We start from the raw sequence: 18,944 nt of genomic DNA on the forward strand, positions 1-18,944 counted from the left end.
TTCCGGACCATCTCGTTGAAGGCGAGGCCGAGCCGGTGGCGGTCGCCCAGCCCGACCCAGCAGATGCGCGCCGGCAGGCCCTGGAAGCTGATCCGCTCCTTCGCCATGTCGAGCCAACGGTGGAGATGCGCATTGTCAGGCAGCAGCTCCTTCACCTTCGCGTCGGTCTTGTAGATGTCCTCCGGATCGCCGGACAGCGCGCACCAGCGGAACGGCCCGACGCCGCGGCAGAAGAGCGGGCGGATATAGGCGGGCACGAAGCCGGGAAAGGCGAACGCGTCCTCGACGCCTTCGTCCTTCGCCATCTGGCGGATATTGTTGCCGTAATCGAGCGTCGGCACGCCCGCTTTCCAGAAATCGAGCATCGCGCGGACGTGCTCCGCGATCGAGGTCTTGGCCGCATGCTCGACCGCCTTGGGATCGGCCTCGCGCTCGCGCATCCAGCGGTCGAGCGTCCAGCCTTTGGGAAGATAGCCGTTGACTGGATCGTGGGCCGAGGTCTGGTCGGTGACGACGTCCGGCCGCACGCCGCGCCGCACCAGCTCCGGATAGATGTCGGCGGCATTGCCAAGCAGGCCGACCGAGATCGGCTCCTTCGCCGACGTGACCAGCGCCAGCGCTTCGTCGAGGCTGTCGGTCGCCCGGTCGAGATAGCGGGTCCTCAGCCGCATCTCGATCCGGCTCGGCTGGCATTCGACGGCGAGGCAGGATGCGCCCGCCATCACCGCCGCCAGCGGCTGCGCGCCGCCCATGCCGCCCAGACCCGCGGTCAGGATCCATCTGCCCGAAAGGTCGCCGCCATAATGCTGGCGGCCGACCTCGACGAAAGTCTCGTACGTGCCTTGGACGATGCCTTGCGTGCCGATGTAAATCCAGCTGCCGGCAGTCATCTGACCGTACATCATCAGCCCCTTGCGATCGAGCTCGTTGAAATGATCCCAATCGGCCCAGCGCGGCACAAGATTGGAGTTGGCGATCAGCACCCGCGGCGCGTCGCAGTGCGTGCGGAAGACCCCGACCGGCTTGCCGGACTGGACCAGCAAGGTTTCTTCATCGCCCAGCCGCTTCAGCACTGCGGCGATGCGGTCGAAGCTTTCCCAGTCGCGCGCTGCCCGGCCGATGCCGCCATAGACGACCAGCTCCTGCGGGTTCTCGGCGACTTCGTCGTCGAGATTATTCATCAGCATCCGCAAGGGCGCTTCGGTCAGCCAGCTTTTCGCGTTGAGCTCGGGCCCGCGCGGCGCGCGGATGTGGCGGCTGTTGTCGAGGCGGCTCATGCTTGCTCCTTGGCGAAGGCGATGCAGGCGCGGAGCACGCGGGCGAGCGTCTCGCGCATCGGGGCCGCGCGCGATTCGTCGTAGCGCACGGGCCAGGTCTCAGGGGTGAAGGTGTCGGGCTCGTCCAAATAGCCGCGCATCGCCAGCTCCATCTGGATCGCGTGCACGCCGTCTTCGGGCCGGCCATAATGGCGCGTGGTCCAGCCGCCCTTGAAGCGGCCGTTCAGGACAACGTGCCCCCGCGAAAGCCGGGGCCCAGGAGTCGGTGCACCGGATTCTGGACCCCGGCTTTCGCCGGGGTGCGTTGAGCAGGCGGCTACGACCGCCGCCGTCAGCGACGGCGCGCAGGAGCGGCCGCTGTTGGTGCCGATATTGAACTGCGGCAGCTCGCCCTCGAACAGGCGCGGCACGACGCTGCGGATGGAATGGGCCTCGTAGAGCACGATGGCCGGATGCAGCGCCTGGAGACGCGCGATCTCGTTCTCCAGCGCGGCGTGATAGGGGCGGAAATATGCGTTCACGCGGCGGGCGATCTCCGCATCGTCCGGCGCTTGCCGCCACAGCGGCTCGCCGTCGAAATTGGTGGTGGGGCACAGCTCCGTCGTCGCCTGGCCCGGATAAAGAGAGGCGCCCGACGGGTCGCGGTTCACGTCGACGACGCTGCGCGAGATCGGCGTGGCGACCATCGTCGCGCCGAGATCGCCCGCAAAGTCGTAGAGCCGGTCGACGTACCAGTCGGCGTCCTGTCGCCCGATCCAGGGCGAAACGAGCGCGGCTTCCACATCCGCCGGAATATCGGTTCCGGCATGCGGCACCGAGACAATCAGCGGCGCATCGCCGCGGCGGATCGTTAGCCAGTCGATCATCCGGCGACCTCCGGCAGGGCAACGCCGGCGGACGCGGCCAGCTCGCCGCTCGCGACCAGCCGGGTCGCCGCAAGCATGTCCGGGTGAAAATAGCGATCGTCCTGCAGCTTCGGCACGGCCTTCCGTACGGTTGCGCGCGCGCGCTCCAATGGCTCGCTGGACGTGAGAGGACTCTGGAAATCGCAGCCCTGCGCCGCCGCGAGCAGTTCGATGCCGAGCACGTTCGCGAGGTTTTCCGTCATCGCGACCAACCGCCGCGCGCCGTGGGCGGCCATCGAGACATGGTCCTCCTGGTTGGCGGAGGTCGGGATCGAATCGACACTGGCGGGATAGGCGCGCTGCTTGTTCTCGGAAACCAGCGCCGCCGCCGTCACCTGCGGGATCATGAACCCGGAGTTGAGGCCCGGCGCGGGCGTCAGGAACGCCGGCAGACCCGACAGTGTCGGATCGACTAGCATCGCGATCCGCCGCTCCGCGATCGAACCGATCTCGCATAGTGCCAGCGCGATCATGTCGGCGGCGAACGCGACCGGCTCGGCATGGAAATTGCCGCCCGACAGCGCTTCGTCGGTGTCGGGAAAGATCAGCGGATTGTCGGACACCCCGTTGGCTTCGTCAGCCAGCGTCGCCGCCGCCTGACGCAGCAGGTCGAGCACCGCGCCCATCACCTGCGGCTGACAGCGCAGGCAGTACGGGTCTTGCACGCGCGTGTCGTTGTCGCGGTGCGATTCACGGATTGCCGAGCCGGCGACGAGCGTGCGCAGCGCCTCGGCGACCTCGATCTGGCCGCGCTGCCGGCGCAGCTTGTGAATGCGTGGATCGAACGGCGTGTCGGAGCCACGCGCCGCCTCCGTCGACAGCGCGCCGGTGACGAGCGCCGCCTGCAGCAGCCGCTCCGCCTCGAACAGCCCGGCGAGCGCATAGGCGCAGGAAAATTGCGTGCCGTTCAGCAGCGCCAGCCCTTCCTTGGGGCCGAGCGACAGCGGCTCCAGCCCTGCGCCTTGCAGCGCCGCGGCGGCGGGTTTGCGCTCGCCTCCGACCCAGATTTCGCCGACCCCGATCATCGTTGCCGCGAGGTGCGCCAGCGGCGCCAGGTCGCCGCTCGCGCCGACCGAGCCTTGCGCCGGGATCACGGGAATCAGGTCGCGCTCAATCATCGCCGCGAGCAGTTCGATTGTCGCGCGCCGCACGCCCGACGCGCCTTGCGCCAGGCTTGCGAGCTTCAGTGCCATCATCAGCCGCGCGACCGGAGCTGGCATCGGCTCGCCGACGCCGGCGGCGTGGCTCAGCACAATGTTGCGCTGGAGCGCTGCGAGATCAGAATCAGCGATGCGCACGCTCGCCAGCTTCCCGAAGCCGGTGTTGATGCCATAGACCGGCTCGCCCCTCGCGACGATCCGTTCCACAGCCGCCGCGCCGGCGTCGATAGCGGCGAAGCAGGCCGGATCGAGCGCGACCGCGCCGCCTTGATAGATATTGCGCCACTCAGCGAGCGAAACCGAACCGGGCGTGAGCATGGCGGCAATCTTGCCGCGCGCGGCGAATATGTCTAGTCATAATAATCACGAGGAGGGTCGGATGGCGCAGCTTTGGTTCGAGACGGCATTGCTGCCCCAAGGCTGGGCTGACCGGGTGCGGGTCCGCATAGACGGCGGCCGGATCGCAGCCGTCGAGACGGACGCCACGCCGGCGCCCGAAGGCGAGCGCCACGCGATTGCCATCCCTGGCCAGTGCAATGTTCACAGCCACGGCTTCCAGCGCGGCATGGCGGGACTGACCGAGCAGCGCGGCCGGCCGGACGACGATTTCTGGAGCTGGCGGGAGCTGATGTACCGCTTCCTCGACCGGCTCGATCCCGACGACATCGCCGCGATCACTGCCCAGGCCTATGTCGAGATGCTGGAGACCGGCTACACCCGCGTCGGCGAGTTTCACTATCTCCACAACGCGCCGGACGGACGCCGCTACGACACGCCCGAAGCGACCGCGGCCGCGATCGTCGAGGCGGCGCGTCAGAGCGGCATCGGGCTCACCCTGCTTCCCGTGTTCTACGCCCATGCCGATTTCGGCGGCGCGCCGCCCGCGCCAGGCCAGCGCCGCTTCGTCTCCGACCTGGAGGGGTTCGCGCGACTGGTCGACACGAGCGAGAAGCCGCTGGGCGAAGACGACCGGCTGGGCATCGCGCCGCACTCGCTGCGCGCCGTCACGCCCGACGAGCTGTCGCACCTGACCGCGCTACGCCCCGGCGGCCCCGTGCACATCCACGCGGCCGAACAGACCAGGGAAGTGGACGCCAGCGTCGCGCAGCTCGGCGCGCGGCCGGTCGAATGGCTGCTCGCGAATGCGGACGTGGACGACCGCTGGTGCCTCGTCCATTCCACGCACCTGACCGAAGCGGAAACCGATGCGCTGGCTTCCAGCGGCGCCGTCGCGGGCCTGTGCCCGGTCACAGAAGCCAATCTCGGCGACGGCATCTTTCCGGCCCGGCGCTATCTGGCAGCAGGCGGCCGGTTCGCGACCGGCACCGATTCCAACATCCAGATCGACGTCGCCGCCGAGCTCCGCGCGCTCGAATACAGCCAGCGTCTCCGCGACCGCGCGCGGGGCTGCCTTGCTAATGCCGACGAGCCATCGGTCGGTGGACGGCTGTTCCGCGCGGCCGGAGCAGGCGGCGCGCAAGCGGTGCAGGGCGATTTCGGCATTGCGGTCGGGCATTCAGCGGACATCGTCTCGCTCGATGCCGATCACCCGTCGTTGATCGAGCGCCGCGGCGATGCGCTGCTCGACGGCTGGATCTTCGGCAGCAATCGTCCGGCAATCGATTGCGTCTGGCGCGGCGGCAAGCGCGTGGTGAGCAGCGGCGCGCATGTCGCACGCGCGGACGTGGCCGCGCGCTATCGCAAGACGCTCGCCAAGCTGCTCGCATGACGATCGATGCGCGCATTCGCGCCGATCTCGAAAACCGTATCCGCTCGGGCGAGCTGCGCCCCGGCGCGCGCATTCCCTTCGAGCATGAGCTGGTCGCGCACTATGGCTGCGCGCGCGCAACCGTCGGCAAGGCGCTGGCGTCGCTCGCTCGCGCCGGGCTGATCGAGCGGCGGCGCAAAGCCGGGTCGTTCGTCGCCCATCCGCACAGTGAGGCGGCGGTGCTCGACATCCCGGACATAGGTGCCGCGGTCGCTGCGCGCGGCGGCGGCTATCGTTTCGAGCTGATCGCCCGACTCGAGGAGAAGGCCGCCGCCGGTCCGTTCGCGGCCAACACGGCGCTGCTGCACATTGAGGGGGTGCATCACGCGATCGACGGGCCGTTCGCGCACGAGCTGCGCTGGATCAGCCTCACTGCCGTTCCCGATGCGCGCGACGAGTCGTTCGAGAGCGTCGCGCCCGGCATCTGGCTGCTCGACCATGTGCCGTGGAGCGAGGCGGAGCACCGCATCTCGGCGGTCGGCGCGATCGGCGATGTCGCCGCACGCCTCGAGCTCCCCCGCGGCACACCTTGCCTCCGTCTCGGCCGCACCACCTGGCGCAACGGCGAGCCCGTTACCCATGTCCGCCAGACCTTTCCCGGCGATCGCTACGACTTGGTCGCCCGCTTCACGCCTGCCGGACGGTAGCCTCGCCGCCGAACACCCGCGCGTGGAGCGGATTGAAGCCGATGCGGTAGACCAATTCGGCGGGTTCGCTCACGTTCCAGATTGCAAGGTCGCAGGCTTTGCCGATCTCCAGCGTGCCGATCTCGCCTGAAAGCCCCAGCGCGGCGGCGGCGTTGCGGGTGACGCCCAGCAGGCATTCCTCGACCGTCATCCGGAACAGCGTCGCAGCCATGTTCATGACCAGCAGCAGCGAGGTCATCGGCGACGTGCCGGGATTGGAATCGGTCGCGAGCGCGATCGGCACGCCGGCGGCGCGAAGTGCATCTATCGGCGGCAGCTTCGTCTCGCGGGTGAAATAATAGGCGCCGGGCAGCAACGTCGCGACCGTACCGCTGGCAGCCATTGCCGCAACGCCCACTTCGTCCAGATGCTCCAGATGGTCCGCGGACAAGGCTCCGTAACGGGCCGCGAGCGCTGCTCCATGAAGGTTCGAGAGCTGCTCGGCGTGCAGCTTGACAGGCAGACCTTGGTTCCGGGCAGCGTCGAACACCCGCTCCACCTGCGCCGGCGAAAAGCCGATGCCTTCGCAGAAGGCGTCGACCGCATCAGCAAGGCCGCCGAGCGCCGGCAGCATATCGTCGCACACCGCGTCGATGTAAGCGTCCGCCCTCCCGGCGAACTCCGGCGGCAGCGCATGCGCGCCCAGGAATGTCGTGGCGACGCGAACCGGCCGCTGTTCGCCGAGCGCTCGCGCCGCGCGCAGCATCTTGCGCTCGGAGCCAGGATCGAGGCCGTAGCCCGACTTGATCTCGACCGTGGTGACGCCTTCGCCGATCAGCGCGTCGAGCCGGGGCAGCGCCTGCTCGACCAGCTCCGCCTCGCTGGCCTCGCGCGTTTGGCGCATCGTCGAGACGATACCCCCGCCGGCCCGCGCGATCTCCTCGTAGGACGCCCCTTTCAGCCGCAGCTCAAACTCGGCCGCGCGATTGCCGGCATGGACGAGGTGGGTGTGGCAATCGATCAGTCCGGGCGTGATCAGCCGGCCGCCGCAGTCGATCGTCCGCGCGGCATCGACAGCATCCGGTCCGATGTGGACGATGTGGCCATCCCTGGCTGCGATCGTGCCCCGTTCGGCAGAAACCGGACGACAGGGCGTCATCGTCAGCAGGCGGGCATTGGTCCAAAGCGTGTCGGCGCGCATCGCGCCTGACTACAGGAGCGTCGCGCTAGACCGCAACGCCGTCGATCCATACGCCGCGCAGGTTCAGCTCGCTGTCCAGCCGAACGAAGCTCGCGGCCGCGCCGGGCGCAATCCGGCCGTGGCTTTCCGCCAGCCCCAGGAAACGCGCCGGCACCGCCGAGGCCATGGACAGCGCCTGCTCGGGCGTGACGCCCAGCAGTTCGACCGCGTTGCGTACCGCCAGCCCCATGTCGAGGTCGGAACCGGCCAGAGTCCCGCTGTCATCGACGCACACGCCATTCTCGACGCGGATATGCTTGCCCTGCAGGATGAAGTCGTCGCCGTCGCCGACCGTCGGCATCGCGTCGGTGACCAGCATGAAGGCGTCGGGACAGCGCGCCCGCAGCGCGATACGCAGGGTTGCGGGGCTGACATGGCGGCCATCGACGATGATCCCGGCGGTCACCCGCTCGTCGTCAAGCACCGCGCCGACCATTCCCGGCTCGCGGTTGCCGAGCGGCGACATTGCGTTGAACAAATGGGTCGCGCCGGTCAGCCCGGCCTCGATTGCTTTCTTGGCTTCGGCATAGCTGGCGTTGGTATGCCCGGCCGAAACGATCGCACCCCGCCGGGTCAGCACGCGGATCATGTCCGGGCTGGTCCGTTCCGGCGCGAGCGTAATCAGCGTGCGGCCGCGCTTCAGGCCGGTGAGCAGCTCGATCGCCGCACTGTCCAGCGCCCGAATCTTACTGGCAAGGTGGATGCCCTTGCGCTCGACATTCAGGAACGGGCCTTCGATGTGAATGCCGAGCACGCCCGGCACGCCGCGTTCGATCGCCGCATCCACCGCTTCGATCGCGCGGGCGATCACCGGCAGGTCGTCGCTGATCAGCGTCGGCAGGAAGCCGGTGGTGCCGAACCGCTGGTGCGCGGTGCCGATCCGCTCGATCGTCTCGACCGTCGGCGCGTCGTTGAACAGCACGCCGCCGCCGCCGTTCACCTGAGTATCGATGAAACCCGGGGCGAGGATATCGCCGTCGAGGTCGATGCGCTCCCCGTCTGCCCTCCGTTCCGCCACCGATGCGATACGGCCGCCCTCGACGACGACAGCAACACCCTCGCGGAACGCAGCGTCGATCAGCACGCGGCCGTTATGGAAGACGCTGCGCATCAGACCGTCTCGGTCACTTTGCTAAGGTGCGGCGGCCGGTCCGGATCGAAGCCGCGCGCGACCGACAGCTGCGCGGCAGCCCGGTAGAAGCTCTGGATCTGCAGCAGAGGGGTGACCGCGGCACCGGCTTGCGGCGTCGGCAGGGGAATGTTGCCGGGCACATTGGCGCCCGCCACGAACACCGGAGCGCCCTGCGCCGCGGCGTCACGGGCCAGCGCGTCTATTCCCTCAGCGGTCTCGTCCGGCTGGCGGAAGACGAGCAGCGGGAAGTCGGGCCCGACCAGCGCCATGGGACCGTGCCGGACCTCGGCCGCGCTGAATGCTTCGGCGTGCAGCCCACACGTCTCCTTGAGCTTCAGTGCCGCTTCCTGCGCGGCGCCCAGGCCGAGGCCGCGCCCGAGAACGTAGAGGCCGCGAACGCCACGCAGCTCTTCGGCCAGCGGCGACCAGTCGCAATCCCAGCTTTGCGCCAGCAGCGCAGGCAGTCGGTCAAGTTCGCCCGGCCCCTTCACCCAAGCCGAGACGATCTGGAGCACGCCCGCAAGGCTTGCGATGAAGCTCTTCGTTGCGGCGACGCTTCGTTCCGGGCCGGCGTGGAGCGGCAGCAACCAGTCGGCGCGCTGCCCCAGCGGCGAATCGGCGACGTTGACCAGCGCGGCAACCGAGGCACCGGCGCGTGCCGCCGCGTCGACGGTCGCGAGCAGGTCGGGGCTGGCGCCGGATTGCGAGATCGCCAGGCACAACGCGCGGCCGAGCTTGGGCTCGATGCCATAGACGGAAGCCGTCGACGGCGCTGCCGAGGCGACGGGCGTGCCGGTGCGCGTCTCGATCAGATATTTGGCGAACGTCGCCGCATGGTCGGAGCTGCCGCGCGCGCAGGTCAACACCAACTCCGGCGGCGCCTCGCGCAACGCGGCGCCGAGCCCGGCCACGCGGTCCGCGTTGGCGGCGAGCATTCGCTCGACCGCGGCCGGCGCTTCCGCCGCCTCGGCATACATGCGCGTGGATTCGGCTGCGATCACAGCGCGTTCAGCTCGGCGACGAAATCATAAGCGTCTCCCCGATACCAGCTGCGCGTCATTTCGACCGTTCGTCCGTCCTCCAGGAAACCGCGTCGTTCGATGAACAGACCCGGCGCCTTGGGTTCGACGTGCAGCAGCGCTGCCTGTTCCTCGTCGAACAGAACTGCGCGCAATCGCTGAAGTGCCCGCACCGGGCGATTGCCGGCCGCTTCGAGCGCGGCGTAAAGCGATGTGTCGACGGCTTCGACCCCCGGCAGGCAGGATCCGGCGATGGTCGATTGCTCCAGTGCCATTGGCGACCCGTCGGCAAAGCGAATCCGGTGAAAACGGTAGACCGGCGTGCCCGGCGACAGGCTCAGCATCAGCGCTTCGTTGGGCGTCACCGCCCCGCTCGCCTTCAGCAGCCATTCACTGCTCGGCGCGCGGCCGCGCGACAGCATGTCTTCGGAAAAGGAGGTGAGCTTCGCGAACTGTTTTTCGACTCGGCCGGAAACGAACGTGCCTGCGCCCTGGCGGCGGTTGAGCAACCCTTCGGCGACTAGCCCGTCGAGCGCCTTGCGAACCGTAATCCGCGAGACGTTGAAGTCCTGCGCCAACTCACGCTCGGGCGGCAAGGCATCCTGGGCCCTGAGCTGACCGCGCTCGATCGCGCCGCGCAGCGCATCCTGGAGCTTCAGGTAGAGCGGGGCGTGCCCGGCATCGTCCAGCGGCCCGATTTCTTCCGACAAAGCCATTCAGCCCTCCACGCCCTCCTGCCTATAATACCAATAAAATACCAATGCCAACCTATTTCGTTATGCCCAATGAGCATGACCCTCAAACGAAATGGCTTGACGCGAAACGAAACTCGGCAGATGGTATGCAAGTGGTTATTGATTGGTACCTTATTGGAAATGTCCAGAGGCGCTGATCAAAAGAGGGGATCTATGATGAAGAATCGGCATATGGTCATCGGCGTGAGCATGTTCGCGCTTCTTGCGGCCGGGCAGGCCGGCGCGCAAACCACGGCGACGGCTGACGCCAGTGCCGGCGAAGACATCGTCGTCACCGGCATTCGCGAATCGCAGGCCGCATCCATCGAGACCAAGCGGCAAAGCGACGTGATCTCCGATGTGATCACCGCCGAGGACATCGGCAAATTCCCCGACAAGAACGTCGCCGAATCGCTGCAACGCATTCCCGGTGTCGTGATCAACCGCGAGTTTGGCGAAGGCGAGCGCGTCAGCGTACGCGGCACCGCGCCAAATCTCACCAAGACGCTGCTGAACGGTCATTCGGTCGCCACCGCCGACTGGTTCATCCTCGACCAGCTCGCCGCCACCCGCAGCTTCAACTATCTGATCCTGCCGGCGGATGTGGTCGGACGGCTCGAAGTCTACAAAAGCCCGCAGGCCGATATCGAAGAAGGCGGCGTCGGCGCGACGATCAACGTGCTGACTCGCAATCCGCTCGACCTGAAGTCGTTCACCGTCACCGGCTCGGTCCAGGGCGTCTATTCGGACCGGTCGGAGAAGTTCAATCCGCAGGCGTCGGCGCTGGTCAGCTGGAAGAACGACGCCGAGACGTTCGGCATCCTGCTGAGCGGCGTCTATCAGAAGCGCGAGACCCGCCGCGACGGCGTCGAGACATTGGGTTACCAGAGCTACTCGCTCGCCGGGCAGAATGTGCAGATTCCGACGCTGATCGGCTCCGCGCTGTTCCGCCAGGACCGCGAACGCTACGGCGGCAATATAGGCATCCAGTTCCGCCCGTCGGACGCGCTGGAGATCAACATCACCGGTCTCTATTCCCGGTTCAACGCCGACAATTTCAACCAGAATTACCTGCTCTGGCCCGGCCGGGCGCTGGGCGACGGCGGTACTGTAGTCAACCCGAAGGTGGTCGACGGCACGCTGGTTTCGGGCCAGGTCACGTCGCTGGCGAGCAGCCGCGCCGTCGTGTACGACGCGATCAGCCGCCAGGCCTTCGCCGATACCAAGTCGGCTGATTTCGATCTGAATTACCGCCCGGCGGACTCCAGCCTTATCCATTTCAAGGCCGGCTGGACCAAGGCACGCGGCAACACGATCAACGAAGACTTCATCGAGACTGCGGCGCCAGGCACGATCACTTTCGACCTGACGACCCAGGCGCCGTCCGGCAGCGTGATCAGTCCCGACGCGACTTCGCCCGCCGGCATGCTGATCGACTTCGGCCGCCGCCCGACCGTGCGCAGCTCGGACGAAGAGAAATACGCCTATCTCGATTTTGAGCAGCAGGTCGATTGGGGGCCGCTGAATGCATTGAAACTCGGTGTCAAATATACCGACCATGACCGTTCGGCGCTGTGGCTAAGCACCAATGGCGGTGTGTTCGTGCCGGGCCTCGACTGCTCGGGACATCCCTGCACGGCTGCGGACTTCGCGACCGGCACCCTGACGCCCGACGACTTCCTGAAGAACATCGCGTCGGCCGGCACGCTGACCGACTATTGGACGGTCGACCAAGGGAAGCTCAGGAGCATCTTCGCGTCGCAATCGGCGGCCAACCGCCAGCGCTTCCTGGTCGCGAGCTCCACCTTCGACGTCAATGAAAAGGCCTATGGCGGCTATGCGATGGCAAAGCTGGGCGGCGACAATTGGCGCGGCAACATCGGCGTCCGCGTCGTCCGCACCGACCAGACCGCGCATGGCAACCTGCTGGGTGCGCCGAACCCGACCAACACCAGCCCGTTCGGCAACTATACGCCGATCACGACCAAGCACTCCTACACGGACGTGCTGCCCAGCGCGAACCTGTCGATCGATCTTGATCCGACCATCGTGCTGCGCTTCGCTGCCGGCCGCACGGTCGCACGGCCGGACTTTGCCGATATCGCGCCGGGCGTGAACCTCAACGGGACGACGCTGACCGGGTCGGGCGGCAACTCGCAGCTGAAGCCGTTCCGCGCAAACCAATATGACGTGTCGCTGGAATGGTATCCGGACCGCCAGACGATCGTCGCGCTGGCGCTCTTCTATAAGGATATCCTGTCCTATATCGTCAATCAGACGACGACGGAGACGTTTCCGACCCAGTTCGACGTGCCTGGCAGCCAGCCGGCGGTGTGCACACCGATTGCGGGCAATGCGAACCTGTTCAACTGCCCGTATCAGATCAACCGCCGGTCGAACGGGCCGGGCGGGCGCAACCAGGGCTTCGAATTCCAGGTCTCGCGACCGATCTGGGGCGGTTTCGGCGCAATCGCCAGCTACACCTATTCGGACGCCAAATCGAACAATGGCGATCCGATCCCGCAGAACAGCAAGCATACGGTGAACCTGACCGGCTATTACGAAAACAGCCTGCTGAGTGCCCGGCTGTCCTACACCTACAGGTCGAAATTCTTCATCGACATCGACCGCAATGCGCCGCTCAACGAGCATGCGCTGGAATCGCTGGATGCATCTGTGAGCTTTAATGTCACGGACAACGTCGCGCTCACCGCCGATGCGGTGAACCTGACCAACGAGAAGATCATCCAATATTCGGGCACGCTGACCCGGCCGCGGGCGATCTATGACAATGGCCGGCAATTCTACATTGGCGCGCGCGTGAAGTTCTGATCAGGATAGGATGGGTGCGTGAGTGCCCGCCTGTTCTTGCCAGGGGCGCCATGTTTCGATCCTGCCTGTTCCTCGCGTGCGCGTTGCTGGCTCCGCAAGCGGCCGCGGCGCCGCCGCTCCTGCTCCCGGCGCCGCGAGCGATCGAGGCGCGCGACGGCAGCTTCCGCCTGGGCGCCGATACCCCGATCGTCGCTCCTGCCGGCGACAAGGGTGCACGGAATGCTGGCGACCGGCTGGCCGATCTCCTTGCCTCCTCGGGTATCCGGCTGAAGGTGCAGGAGCAGCCGGCTCCCGGTGCGATCCGCTTCGTCCGCAAGTCCGGTTTCGCGCCTGAGGCTTATGCAGTCGTCGCCGGTCCTGACGGCGTGACCGTCACCGCCGGCAGCGACGCGGGACTGTTCTACGGTGCGGTTACCGTATGGCAGCTCGCGACGGGCAGCACGCCGGGCGCGATCCCTGCCGTCCGGATCTACGATGCGCCGCACTTCCCATGGCGCGGGATGATGCTCGATTCCGCACGGCACTTTCAGTCGCCCGCATTCATCAAGCGCTTCATCGAATGGATGGCGCTGAACAAGCTGAACCGGTTCCACTGGCATCTGGTCGACGACCAGGGCTGGCGCCTGCAGATCCGGAAATATCCGCGGCTGACGGACGTCGGCGCCTGGCGCTATCCGGCGGTCGCCAAGGGTGCGCCGCCGCTGCCGCCGGTCGGGGGCTTTTACACGCAGGAGCAAGTGCGGGACATCGTCGCCTTCGCCGCCGCGCGCGGAGTGACGATCGTGCCGGAAATCGAGATGCCCGGCCATGCACTGTCGGCGATCCGTGCCTACCCGCAGCTCGGCATGGGCGTGCCGATCCCCCCGGGCACGGAATCCGATTGGGGCGTCTTTCCCTGGCTCTACAATGTGGATGAGAGCACGATCCGCTTCCTCGAGGATGTGCTGGACGAAGTAATGGAGCTGTTCCCGTCGCGCGAAATCCATCTCGGCGGCGACGAAGCGGTCAAGGACCAATGGCGCACCAGCGCCGCCATCCAGGCGCAGATCAGGGCACTGGGGCTGGAGGACGAGAACGCACTGCAGGGCTGGCTGATCGGCCGCATGGCGCGCTTTCTCGACGCGCACGGCCGGCGGCTGGTCGGCTGGGACGAGATCCTCGACGGCGACATGCCGCCCGATGCGATCGTCATGTCGTGGCGCGGCAGCGAAGGCGCGGAAAAGGCTGCGGCAGCCGGGCATGACACTATCCTTGCCGCTGCGCCGACGCTCTATTTCGATCACCGGCAGGGCGTCACTGCGCACGAGCCGCCCGGCCGCGGAACGGTCGTTACCCTGAAGGATGTCGCCGCTGTCGATCCCGGCTCCGACAAGCATCTGCTTGGGCTGCAGGGCCAGGTCTGGACCGAGCATGTCCGAACCGAGCCGCGCGTGGCCTGGATGGCCTTCCCGCGCGCGATGGCCGTGGCCGAGATCGGCTGGTCCGGCACGGCGGACTATCCGGACCTGCTCGCCCGGCTTAATCCACAGCTTGCCCGCATGGCGCCGCTAGGCCTGAAAGCCGCCGACAGTGCCTTCCGCACCGACCCGCCGCTGAGCGCGAGCGAGCGCGACAGCACCGGCCTCCAGACCTGTTCCGGCAAAGTCGATCTGTATCTCGAAGACGATTGGCCGGCGCACGGCGACCGCGCCAAATTCCTGATCGACATCCTCGATCCCTGCTGGCGCTGGCAAGGCGCACAGCTCGATGGCGTGCGTGCGGTCGAGATCAGTGTCGGCCAGGTGCCATTCAATTTCCAGGTGGGCGCCGATCGCGACAAGATCCGCTTCCGCCCGCCGCAGACGCCTGCCGGCGAATTCGAGGTTCGCGCCGACAGCTGCGATGGCGCGGTGATCGCCCGCCTTGCTCTCGCGCCTGCGGTCGGCAAGCCCGGCGTCACGCGGCTCAGCGCACCGCTTAAATCACAGTCCGGCGCGCACGACCTCTGCTTCACCTATACCGCGGCTGGGCCCGATCCGCTCTGGGCGATCGACCGCGTCAAGCTGGTCCGATGACGCGTCTCGTCGCTCCCCTCGCCGGCTGGCTGGCGCCGCTGTCCGAAGTCGCGGACCCGGTGTTCTCCAGCGGATCGATGGGGCAGGGTTTTGCCATCGATCCGGTCGAAGGGCTGGTCTCGTCTCCCTGTGACGGCAGGGTCGCCTCCGTTGCGCCGACCCGCCATTCAATCACGATCGAAGCAGAGGACAGGGCCACACTGCTGATCCATGTCGGGCTCGATACCGTCGCGCTGAAAGGCGAAGGTTTCGAGCTGCTGGTTGAGGCAGGCGCCCGTGTGCGAATCGGCGATCCGCTGATCCGCTTCGACCTCAACCGCGTCGCGTCGAATGCCCGCTCGCTAATGACGCCGGTGCTTGCGATCGGCGAAGGCGACAGCATCGCGGTCCCCGCCACTGGCCGGCGCGTCGCGCGCGGCGAACCGGTCGGCGACGTGACGGGCGCGGGGGGCAAGGCAGCCGCGATCGTGCACGCAAGCGCGGAACGGACCGTGATGGTGCCGATGCCTAACGGCATCCATGCCCGCCCGGCCGCCCGGATCGTCGCCGCCGCGAAACCGTTCGCAGCCGACATCGAGCTCCGCCTCGCCGACCGCTGCGCCAGCGCCCGCAGCACCGTCGCGCTGTTGAAGCTCGCGGCTAGGCACGGCGATGCCCTTTCCGTCGCCGCGGCCGGCGCGGATGCGCAAGCTGCCGTCGACGCTGTCGCCGCCCTGATCGAAAGCGGCATGGGCGAGGAGCATGAAGAGCCCGCTCCCGTCGCTGCCGCGTCGGCCGAAGCCGATGGCCTGTTGCGCGGCGTGGTCGCGGCGCCCGGCCTTGCGATTGGCGTCGCCGTGCCGTTCGGCCGGGCAGAGATACCGGTTCCCCAGGACGGCCGAGGGGTCGCCCATGAGCGCAGCGCGCTCGGCGAGGCACTGGGCTCTGTCCGCGCGGGCCTTGCCAACCGCAGCGGCGCTTCGGCCGATATCGCGCAGGCGCATCAGGCCTTGCTCGACGATCCCGAATTGCTCGAGGCGGCCGACCGGGAAATCGCCGCCGGCCGAAGTGCTGCCTTTGCCTGGCGCAGCGCGATTCGCGAAGCCAGCGCGGCGCTGAAGGCGACCGGCGACCCGCTGCTCGCCGAGCGCGTCGATGATCTCGCGGATCTGGAACGGCAGGTCGCCGCCGCGCTGACGGGAACGACAGCGCAGACCCAAGCGCTCCCGCCCGATGCGGTCCTGATCGCGGACGATTTGCTGCCCAGCGAATTCCAGGCGCTCGACAAGACACGCCTTGCGGGCGTTGCGTTGGCGGCCGGCGGGCCGACATCGCACGTCGCGGTGCTCGCCGCTTCGGCCGGCGTGCCGATGCTGGTGGCCCTCGGCCCGACCCTCCTCGATATCGAGAATGGCGCGCCGCTGATTCTCGACACGGAGCAGGGGTCGCTCCACACCGCGCCAGATGCCCGCGCCCTGAGCGAAACCGCGGAGCGCCTGGCGGTCCGTCGCGCCGCGCGTGCCGAGGCTCGCGCCGCCGCCGGCGAGGATGCCCGGACCGCGGATGGCGTCCGTATCGAGGTGTTCGCCAATCTCGGCTCAGTCGACGAGGCTGGTCCCGCGGTCGGGCAGGGGGCGGAGGGTTGCGGTCTGCTGCGCACCGAATTCCTGTTCCTCGGCCGCCAATCGGCGCCGGACGAGGACGAGCAGGCGCGCATCTATGGCGCGATCGCCGCCGCGCTCGGCGACCGCCCGCTGATCGTGCGCACCTTCGACATCGGCGGCGACAAGCCGGTGCCTTATCTGCCGTTGGCCGCCGAGGAAAATCCGGCGCTGGGCGTGCGCGGCGTGCGGTTGAACCTGCTTCGTCCCGACCTGCTCGACGCCCAGTTGCGCGCGATCGTGCGCGGCGTGCCTGCGGCCCAGCGCCGGATCATGGTGCCGATGATCGTCGAGCTTTCCGAGCTGCGGCAGGTGCGCGGGCGGCTGCGCGCGGCTGAGGCCGCTCTTGGCATCGCCGATCCGACGCCGCTCGGCGTGATGGTGGAAACGCCCGCCGCGGCGCTGCTGGCTGGCAGCATCGCCGCCGAGGCCGATTTCCTGTCGATCGGCAGCAACGACCTGACGCAATACGCGCTGGCCTGCGACCGCGGCGCGGGTCGACGCGCTCCATCCCGCAGTGCTGCGGCTGATCGCCGAAGCCGCCCGAGGCGCCGCGGCCCATAAGAAGTGGCTGGGCGTCTGCGGTGGCGTCGCGTCCTATCCGGAAGCAGCGGCGCTGCTGATCGGCCTTGGCGCGACGGAGCTGTCGGTCGCCCCCAGCCAGATCGCGGCGGTGAAAGCGCGCATCCGCACGCTCGCGCTGCCCGACTGCAAGGCGCTGGCCCGGCGCGTGCTTGCCTGCGCGGACGCTGCCGAGGTCCGTGCATTGCTGACGGAGGTTCAGCGATGAAGTCGATCCTCGCGCGCCTGCAACCGCTCGGCCGGGCGCTGATGCTGCCGATCGCGGTGCTGCCGGTCGCGGGCCTGCTGCTCCGCCTCGGCCAGCCGGACCTGCTCGATATTCCCTTCGTCGCAGCGGCGGGCAACGCGATCTTCGGCCATCTCGGCCTGCTGTTTGCGATCGGCGTCGGCGTCGGCCTTGCGCGCGAAAATCACGGCGCTGCGGGTCTTGCCGGCGCCGTCGCCTATTTCGTGACGGTCGACGGCGCGAAGACGCTGCTCGCGGTCCCGCCGGAAATCGGAGCCGGCCTGGCCGATGCGTCCGTGCGCGACACCGTCATTGCTGCCTGGCGCGACACCCAATTGGCACGATTGAGCGTGCCGGCGGGCATCCTGTCGGGCATTGCCGGCGGCCTGCTCTACAACCGCTATTCAGCGATCAAGCTGCCCGACTTCCTGGCCTTCTTTGGCGGGCGCCGGTTCGTGCCGATCGCGGCCGGGTTCGTCGGCATCGGGCTGGCATTGGTGTTCGGCTACGGGTTCCCGCTGCTCTCGACCGGGATCGACACGCTCAGCCGCTGGGTGGTGGGCGCCGGGCCGCTCGGGCTGTTCCTCTACGGCGTGCTCAACCGGCTGCTGATCGTCACCGGTCTGCACCATATTCTTAACAACATCGCCTGGTTCATCATCGGCGACTTCCATGGCGCGACCGGCGACCTGAAGCGCTTCTTCGCCGGCGATCCGAGCGCCGGCGCCTTCATGACCGGCTTCTTTCCGGTGATGATGTTCGGCCTGCCCGCCGCCTGCCTCGCCATGTATCGCACGGCGCTGCCCGAGCGGCGCAAAGCCGTCGGCGGCCTGCTCTTGAGCCTCGCGCTCACCAGCTTCCTGACCGGGGTGACCGAGCCGATCGAGTTCAGTTTCATGTTCCTGGCGCCGCTGCTCTATGCGGTGCACGCCGTGCTGACCGGCCTGTCGATGGCGCTGATGAACTGGCTCGGCGTGCATCTCGGCTTCGGCTTTTCGGCGGGCCTGTTCGATTACGTGCTGGGCTTCGGGCTTGCGACCAGGCCGCTGCTGCTGTTGCCGGTCGGTGCGGCCTATGCGCTGGTCTATTATGCGAGCTTCAGCTGGTGCATCCGCCGCTTCGACCTGAAGACGCCGGGCCGCGAGCCGCTGGAGCAAGCCGCATCGACTCCGGTGTCGGGCACGCGGGGCGAGCAGTTCGTCGCGGCACTCGGCGGCCGTGCCAACCTGGTCGAGATCGACGCCTGCACGACGCGGCTGCGGCTGCGCCTGGCCGATCCGGCGCGCATCGACGAGCCGGCACTGAAGGCGCTCGGCTCGCGCGGCCTGTTCCGGCCCGGTGCCGATGCGCTGCAGGTCGTGCTCGGGCCGGTGGCGGATCAGGTGGCGACGGAAATACGGCAAGCGGCGAGGCAGGGGCTCGACATAGAAGCAGTCGCCGCGCTCCTCGCGCCGCTTCGTCCGCGATCTGCGGTCGCGAAGGACTCCCGAGTCGTCGTGCAGGCGGAGGAGGCGCCGCCCGCCAATCTCGGAGCGCACCTCGAAGGCTTGGGCATCCGTGCCGCGGCCGTGTCCGGGGATCACATCCATTTGATCGTCGGCGCCGAAGCGCCCGCGCTCGCGCAACGGCTGGCGGGTTGACCGAAATCGTATACGATGCAAGGGACGGGTAGGCCTCCGTCCCCTCGCATCGAAAGTTTCGCTCATGATTACCGGATCCATTCTGATCGGTGCCGCCGACCGTAGCAGC

At 67.9% G+C, this 18,944-nt stretch carries 12 protein-coding genes and 1 pseudogene; 6 read left to right on the forward strand and 7 right to left on the reverse strand.

What is annotated here, in order from left to right:
- The 3 genes from hutU to hutH form a co-directional block, all read right to left on the reverse strand.
- The coding region (hutU, locus tag VFT73_RS02815) for a urocanate hydratase (protein WP_326408632.1) at positions 1-1,277 on the reverse strand (1,277 nt) is incomplete at its 3' end.
- Positions 1,274-2,143: an N-formylglutamate deformylase gene (gene hutG, locus VFT73_RS02820; RefSeq protein WP_326408633.1), complete on the reverse strand. Its 870-nt coding sequence runs from the start codon at positions 2,141-2,143 to the stop codon at positions 1,274-1,276. The genes hutU and hutG, both read right to left, overlap by 4 nt.
- Positions 2,140-3,660, reverse strand: coding sequence for a histidine ammonia-lyase (gene hutH / locus VFT73_RS02825; protein ID WP_326408634.1), 1,521 nt, complete (start codon positions 3,658-3,660; stop codon positions 2,140-2,142). The genes hutG and hutH overlap by 4 nt, the downstream gene beginning before the upstream one ends.
- 61 nt (positions 3,661-3,721) lie before the next feature.
- Here hutH and VFT73_RS02830 point away from each other — a divergent pair, with 61 nt between their 5' ends.
- Positions 3,722-5,071: a formimidoylglutamate deiminase gene (locus VFT73_RS02830; RefSeq protein WP_326408635.1), complete on the forward strand. Its 1,350-nt coding sequence runs from the start codon at positions 3,722-3,724 to the stop codon at positions 5,069-5,071.
- Positions 5,068-5,757: a UTRA domain-containing protein gene (locus VFT73_RS02835; RefSeq protein ID WP_326408636.1), complete on the forward strand. Its 690-nt coding sequence runs from the start codon at positions 5,068-5,070 to the stop codon at positions 5,755-5,757. Before VFT73_RS02830 ends, VFT73_RS02835 begins: the two co-directional genes overlap by 4 nt.
- Here VFT73_RS02835 and hutI read toward each other — a convergent pair.
- The 4 genes from hutI to VFT73_RS02855 are packed head-to-tail and all read right to left on the reverse strand — an operon-like array spanning position 5,738 to position 9,843.
- Entirely contained in the window at positions 5,738-6,937 is a 1,200-nt protein-coding gene (hutI, locus tag VFT73_RS02840) for an imidazolonepropionase (protein WP_326408637.1), read from the reverse strand. The genes VFT73_RS02835 and hutI overlap by 20 nt on opposite strands.
- A gap of 25 nt (positions 6,938-6,962) precedes the next feature.
- The gene (gene nagA, locus VFT73_RS02845; protein WP_326408638.1) at positions 6,963-8,087 is read right to left on the reverse strand and encodes an N-acetylglucosamine-6-phosphate deacetylase; all 1,125 of its coding nucleotides are present in this window, start codon (positions 8,085-8,087) and stop codon (positions 6,963-6,965) included.
- Positions 8,087-9,109 (reverse strand): SIS domain-containing protein, encoded by a 1,023-nt coding sequence (locus VFT73_RS02850; RefSeq protein ID WP_326408639.1) that lies wholly within the window; start codon positions 9,107-9,109, stop codon positions 8,087-8,089. The genes nagA and VFT73_RS02850 overlap by 1 nt, the downstream gene beginning before the upstream one ends.
- Positions 9,106-9,843, reverse strand: a complete 738-nt coding sequence (locus VFT73_RS02855; protein ID WP_326408640.1) for a GntR family transcriptional regulator — start codon at positions 9,841-9,843, stop codon at positions 9,106-9,108. The genes VFT73_RS02850 and VFT73_RS02855 overlap by 4 nt, the downstream gene beginning before the upstream one ends.
- Before the next feature lie 192 nt (positions 9,844-10,035).
- On the opposite strand from VFT73_RS02855, the gene VFT73_RS02860 reads away from it, so the two are divergent.
- From VFT73_RS02860 to nagE, 4 genes and pseudogenes are all read left to right on the forward strand, one after another.
- Complete coding sequence (locus tag VFT73_RS02860) at positions 10,036-12,693, forward strand: TonB-dependent receptor (RefSeq protein ID WP_326408641.1); 2,658 nt, start codon at positions 10,036-10,038, stop codon at positions 12,691-12,693.
- A 50-nt stretch (positions 12,694-12,743) separates the two neighbouring features.
- Positions 12,744-14,747 carry a family 20 glycosylhydrolase gene (locus VFT73_RS02865; protein WP_326408642.1) on the forward strand — a complete coding sequence of 668 codons (2,004 nt, stop codon included), beginning with the start codon at positions 12,744-12,746 and terminating at the stop codon, positions 14,745-14,747.
- Positions 14,744-17,177 (forward strand): annotated as a pseudogene (ptsP, locus tag VFT73_RS02870) (phosphoenolpyruvate--protein phosphotransferase). The gene VFT73_RS02865 and the pseudogene ptsP overlap by 4 nt, the downstream one beginning before the upstream one ends.
- On the forward strand, positions 17,174-18,835 hold the full coding sequence (gene nagE / locus VFT73_RS02875; protein ID WP_326408643.1) for an N-acetylglucosamine-specific PTS transporter subunit IIBC: 1,662 nt from the start codon (positions 17,174-17,176) through the stop codon (positions 18,833-18,835). Before ptsP ends, nagE begins: the two are co-directional and overlap by 4 nt.
- Positions 18,836-18,944: the final 109 nt, after the last annotated feature.

Origin of the sequence: Sphingomonas sp., assembly GCF_035758555.1 — a bacterium.
Lineage (GTDB): Bacteria > Pseudomonadota > Alphaproteobacteria > Sphingomonadales > Sphingomonadaceae > Sphingomonas_B.

Bases quoted from the DNA above. Each gene is read 5' to 3' on its own strand.
- VFT73_RS02835 (WP_326408636.1), top strand. From the start codon at position 5,068: ATGACGATCGATGCGCGCATTCGCGCCGATCTCGAAAACCGTATCCGC.
- hutI (WP_326408637.1), bottom strand. From the start codon at position 6,937: ATGCGCGCCGACACGCTTTGGACCAATGCCCGCCTGCTGACGATGACG.
- VFT73_RS02830 (WP_326408635.1), top strand. From the start codon at position 3,722: ATGGCGCAGCTTTGGTTCGAGACGGCATTGCTGCCCCAAGGCTGGGCT.
- nagA (WP_326408638.1), bottom strand. From the start codon at position 8,087: ATGCGCAGCGTCTTCCATAACGGCCGCGTGCTGATCGACGCTGCGTTC.
- VFT73_RS02860 (WP_326408641.1), top strand. From the start codon at position 10,036: ATGATGAAGAATCGGCATATGGTCATCGGCGTGAGCATGTTCGCGCTT.
- hutG (WP_326408633.1), bottom strand. From the start codon at position 2,143: ATGATCGACTGGCTAACGATCCGCCGCGGCGATGCGCCGCTGATTGTC.
- VFT73_RS02855 (WP_326408640.1), bottom strand. From the start codon at position 9,843: ATGGCTTTGTCGGAAGAAATCGGGCCGCTGGACGATGCCGGGCACGCC.
- nagE (WP_326408643.1), top strand. From the start codon at position 17,174: ATGAAGTCGATCCTCGCGCGCCTGCAACCGCTCGGCCGGGCGCTGATG.
- VFT73_RS02865 (WP_326408642.1), top strand. From the start codon at position 12,744: ATGTTTCGATCCTGCCTGTTCCTCGCGTGCGCGTTGCTGGCTCCGCAA.
- hutH (WP_326408634.1), bottom strand. From the start codon at position 3,660: ATGCTCACGCCCGGTTCGGTTTCGCTCGCTGAGTGGCGCAATATCTAT.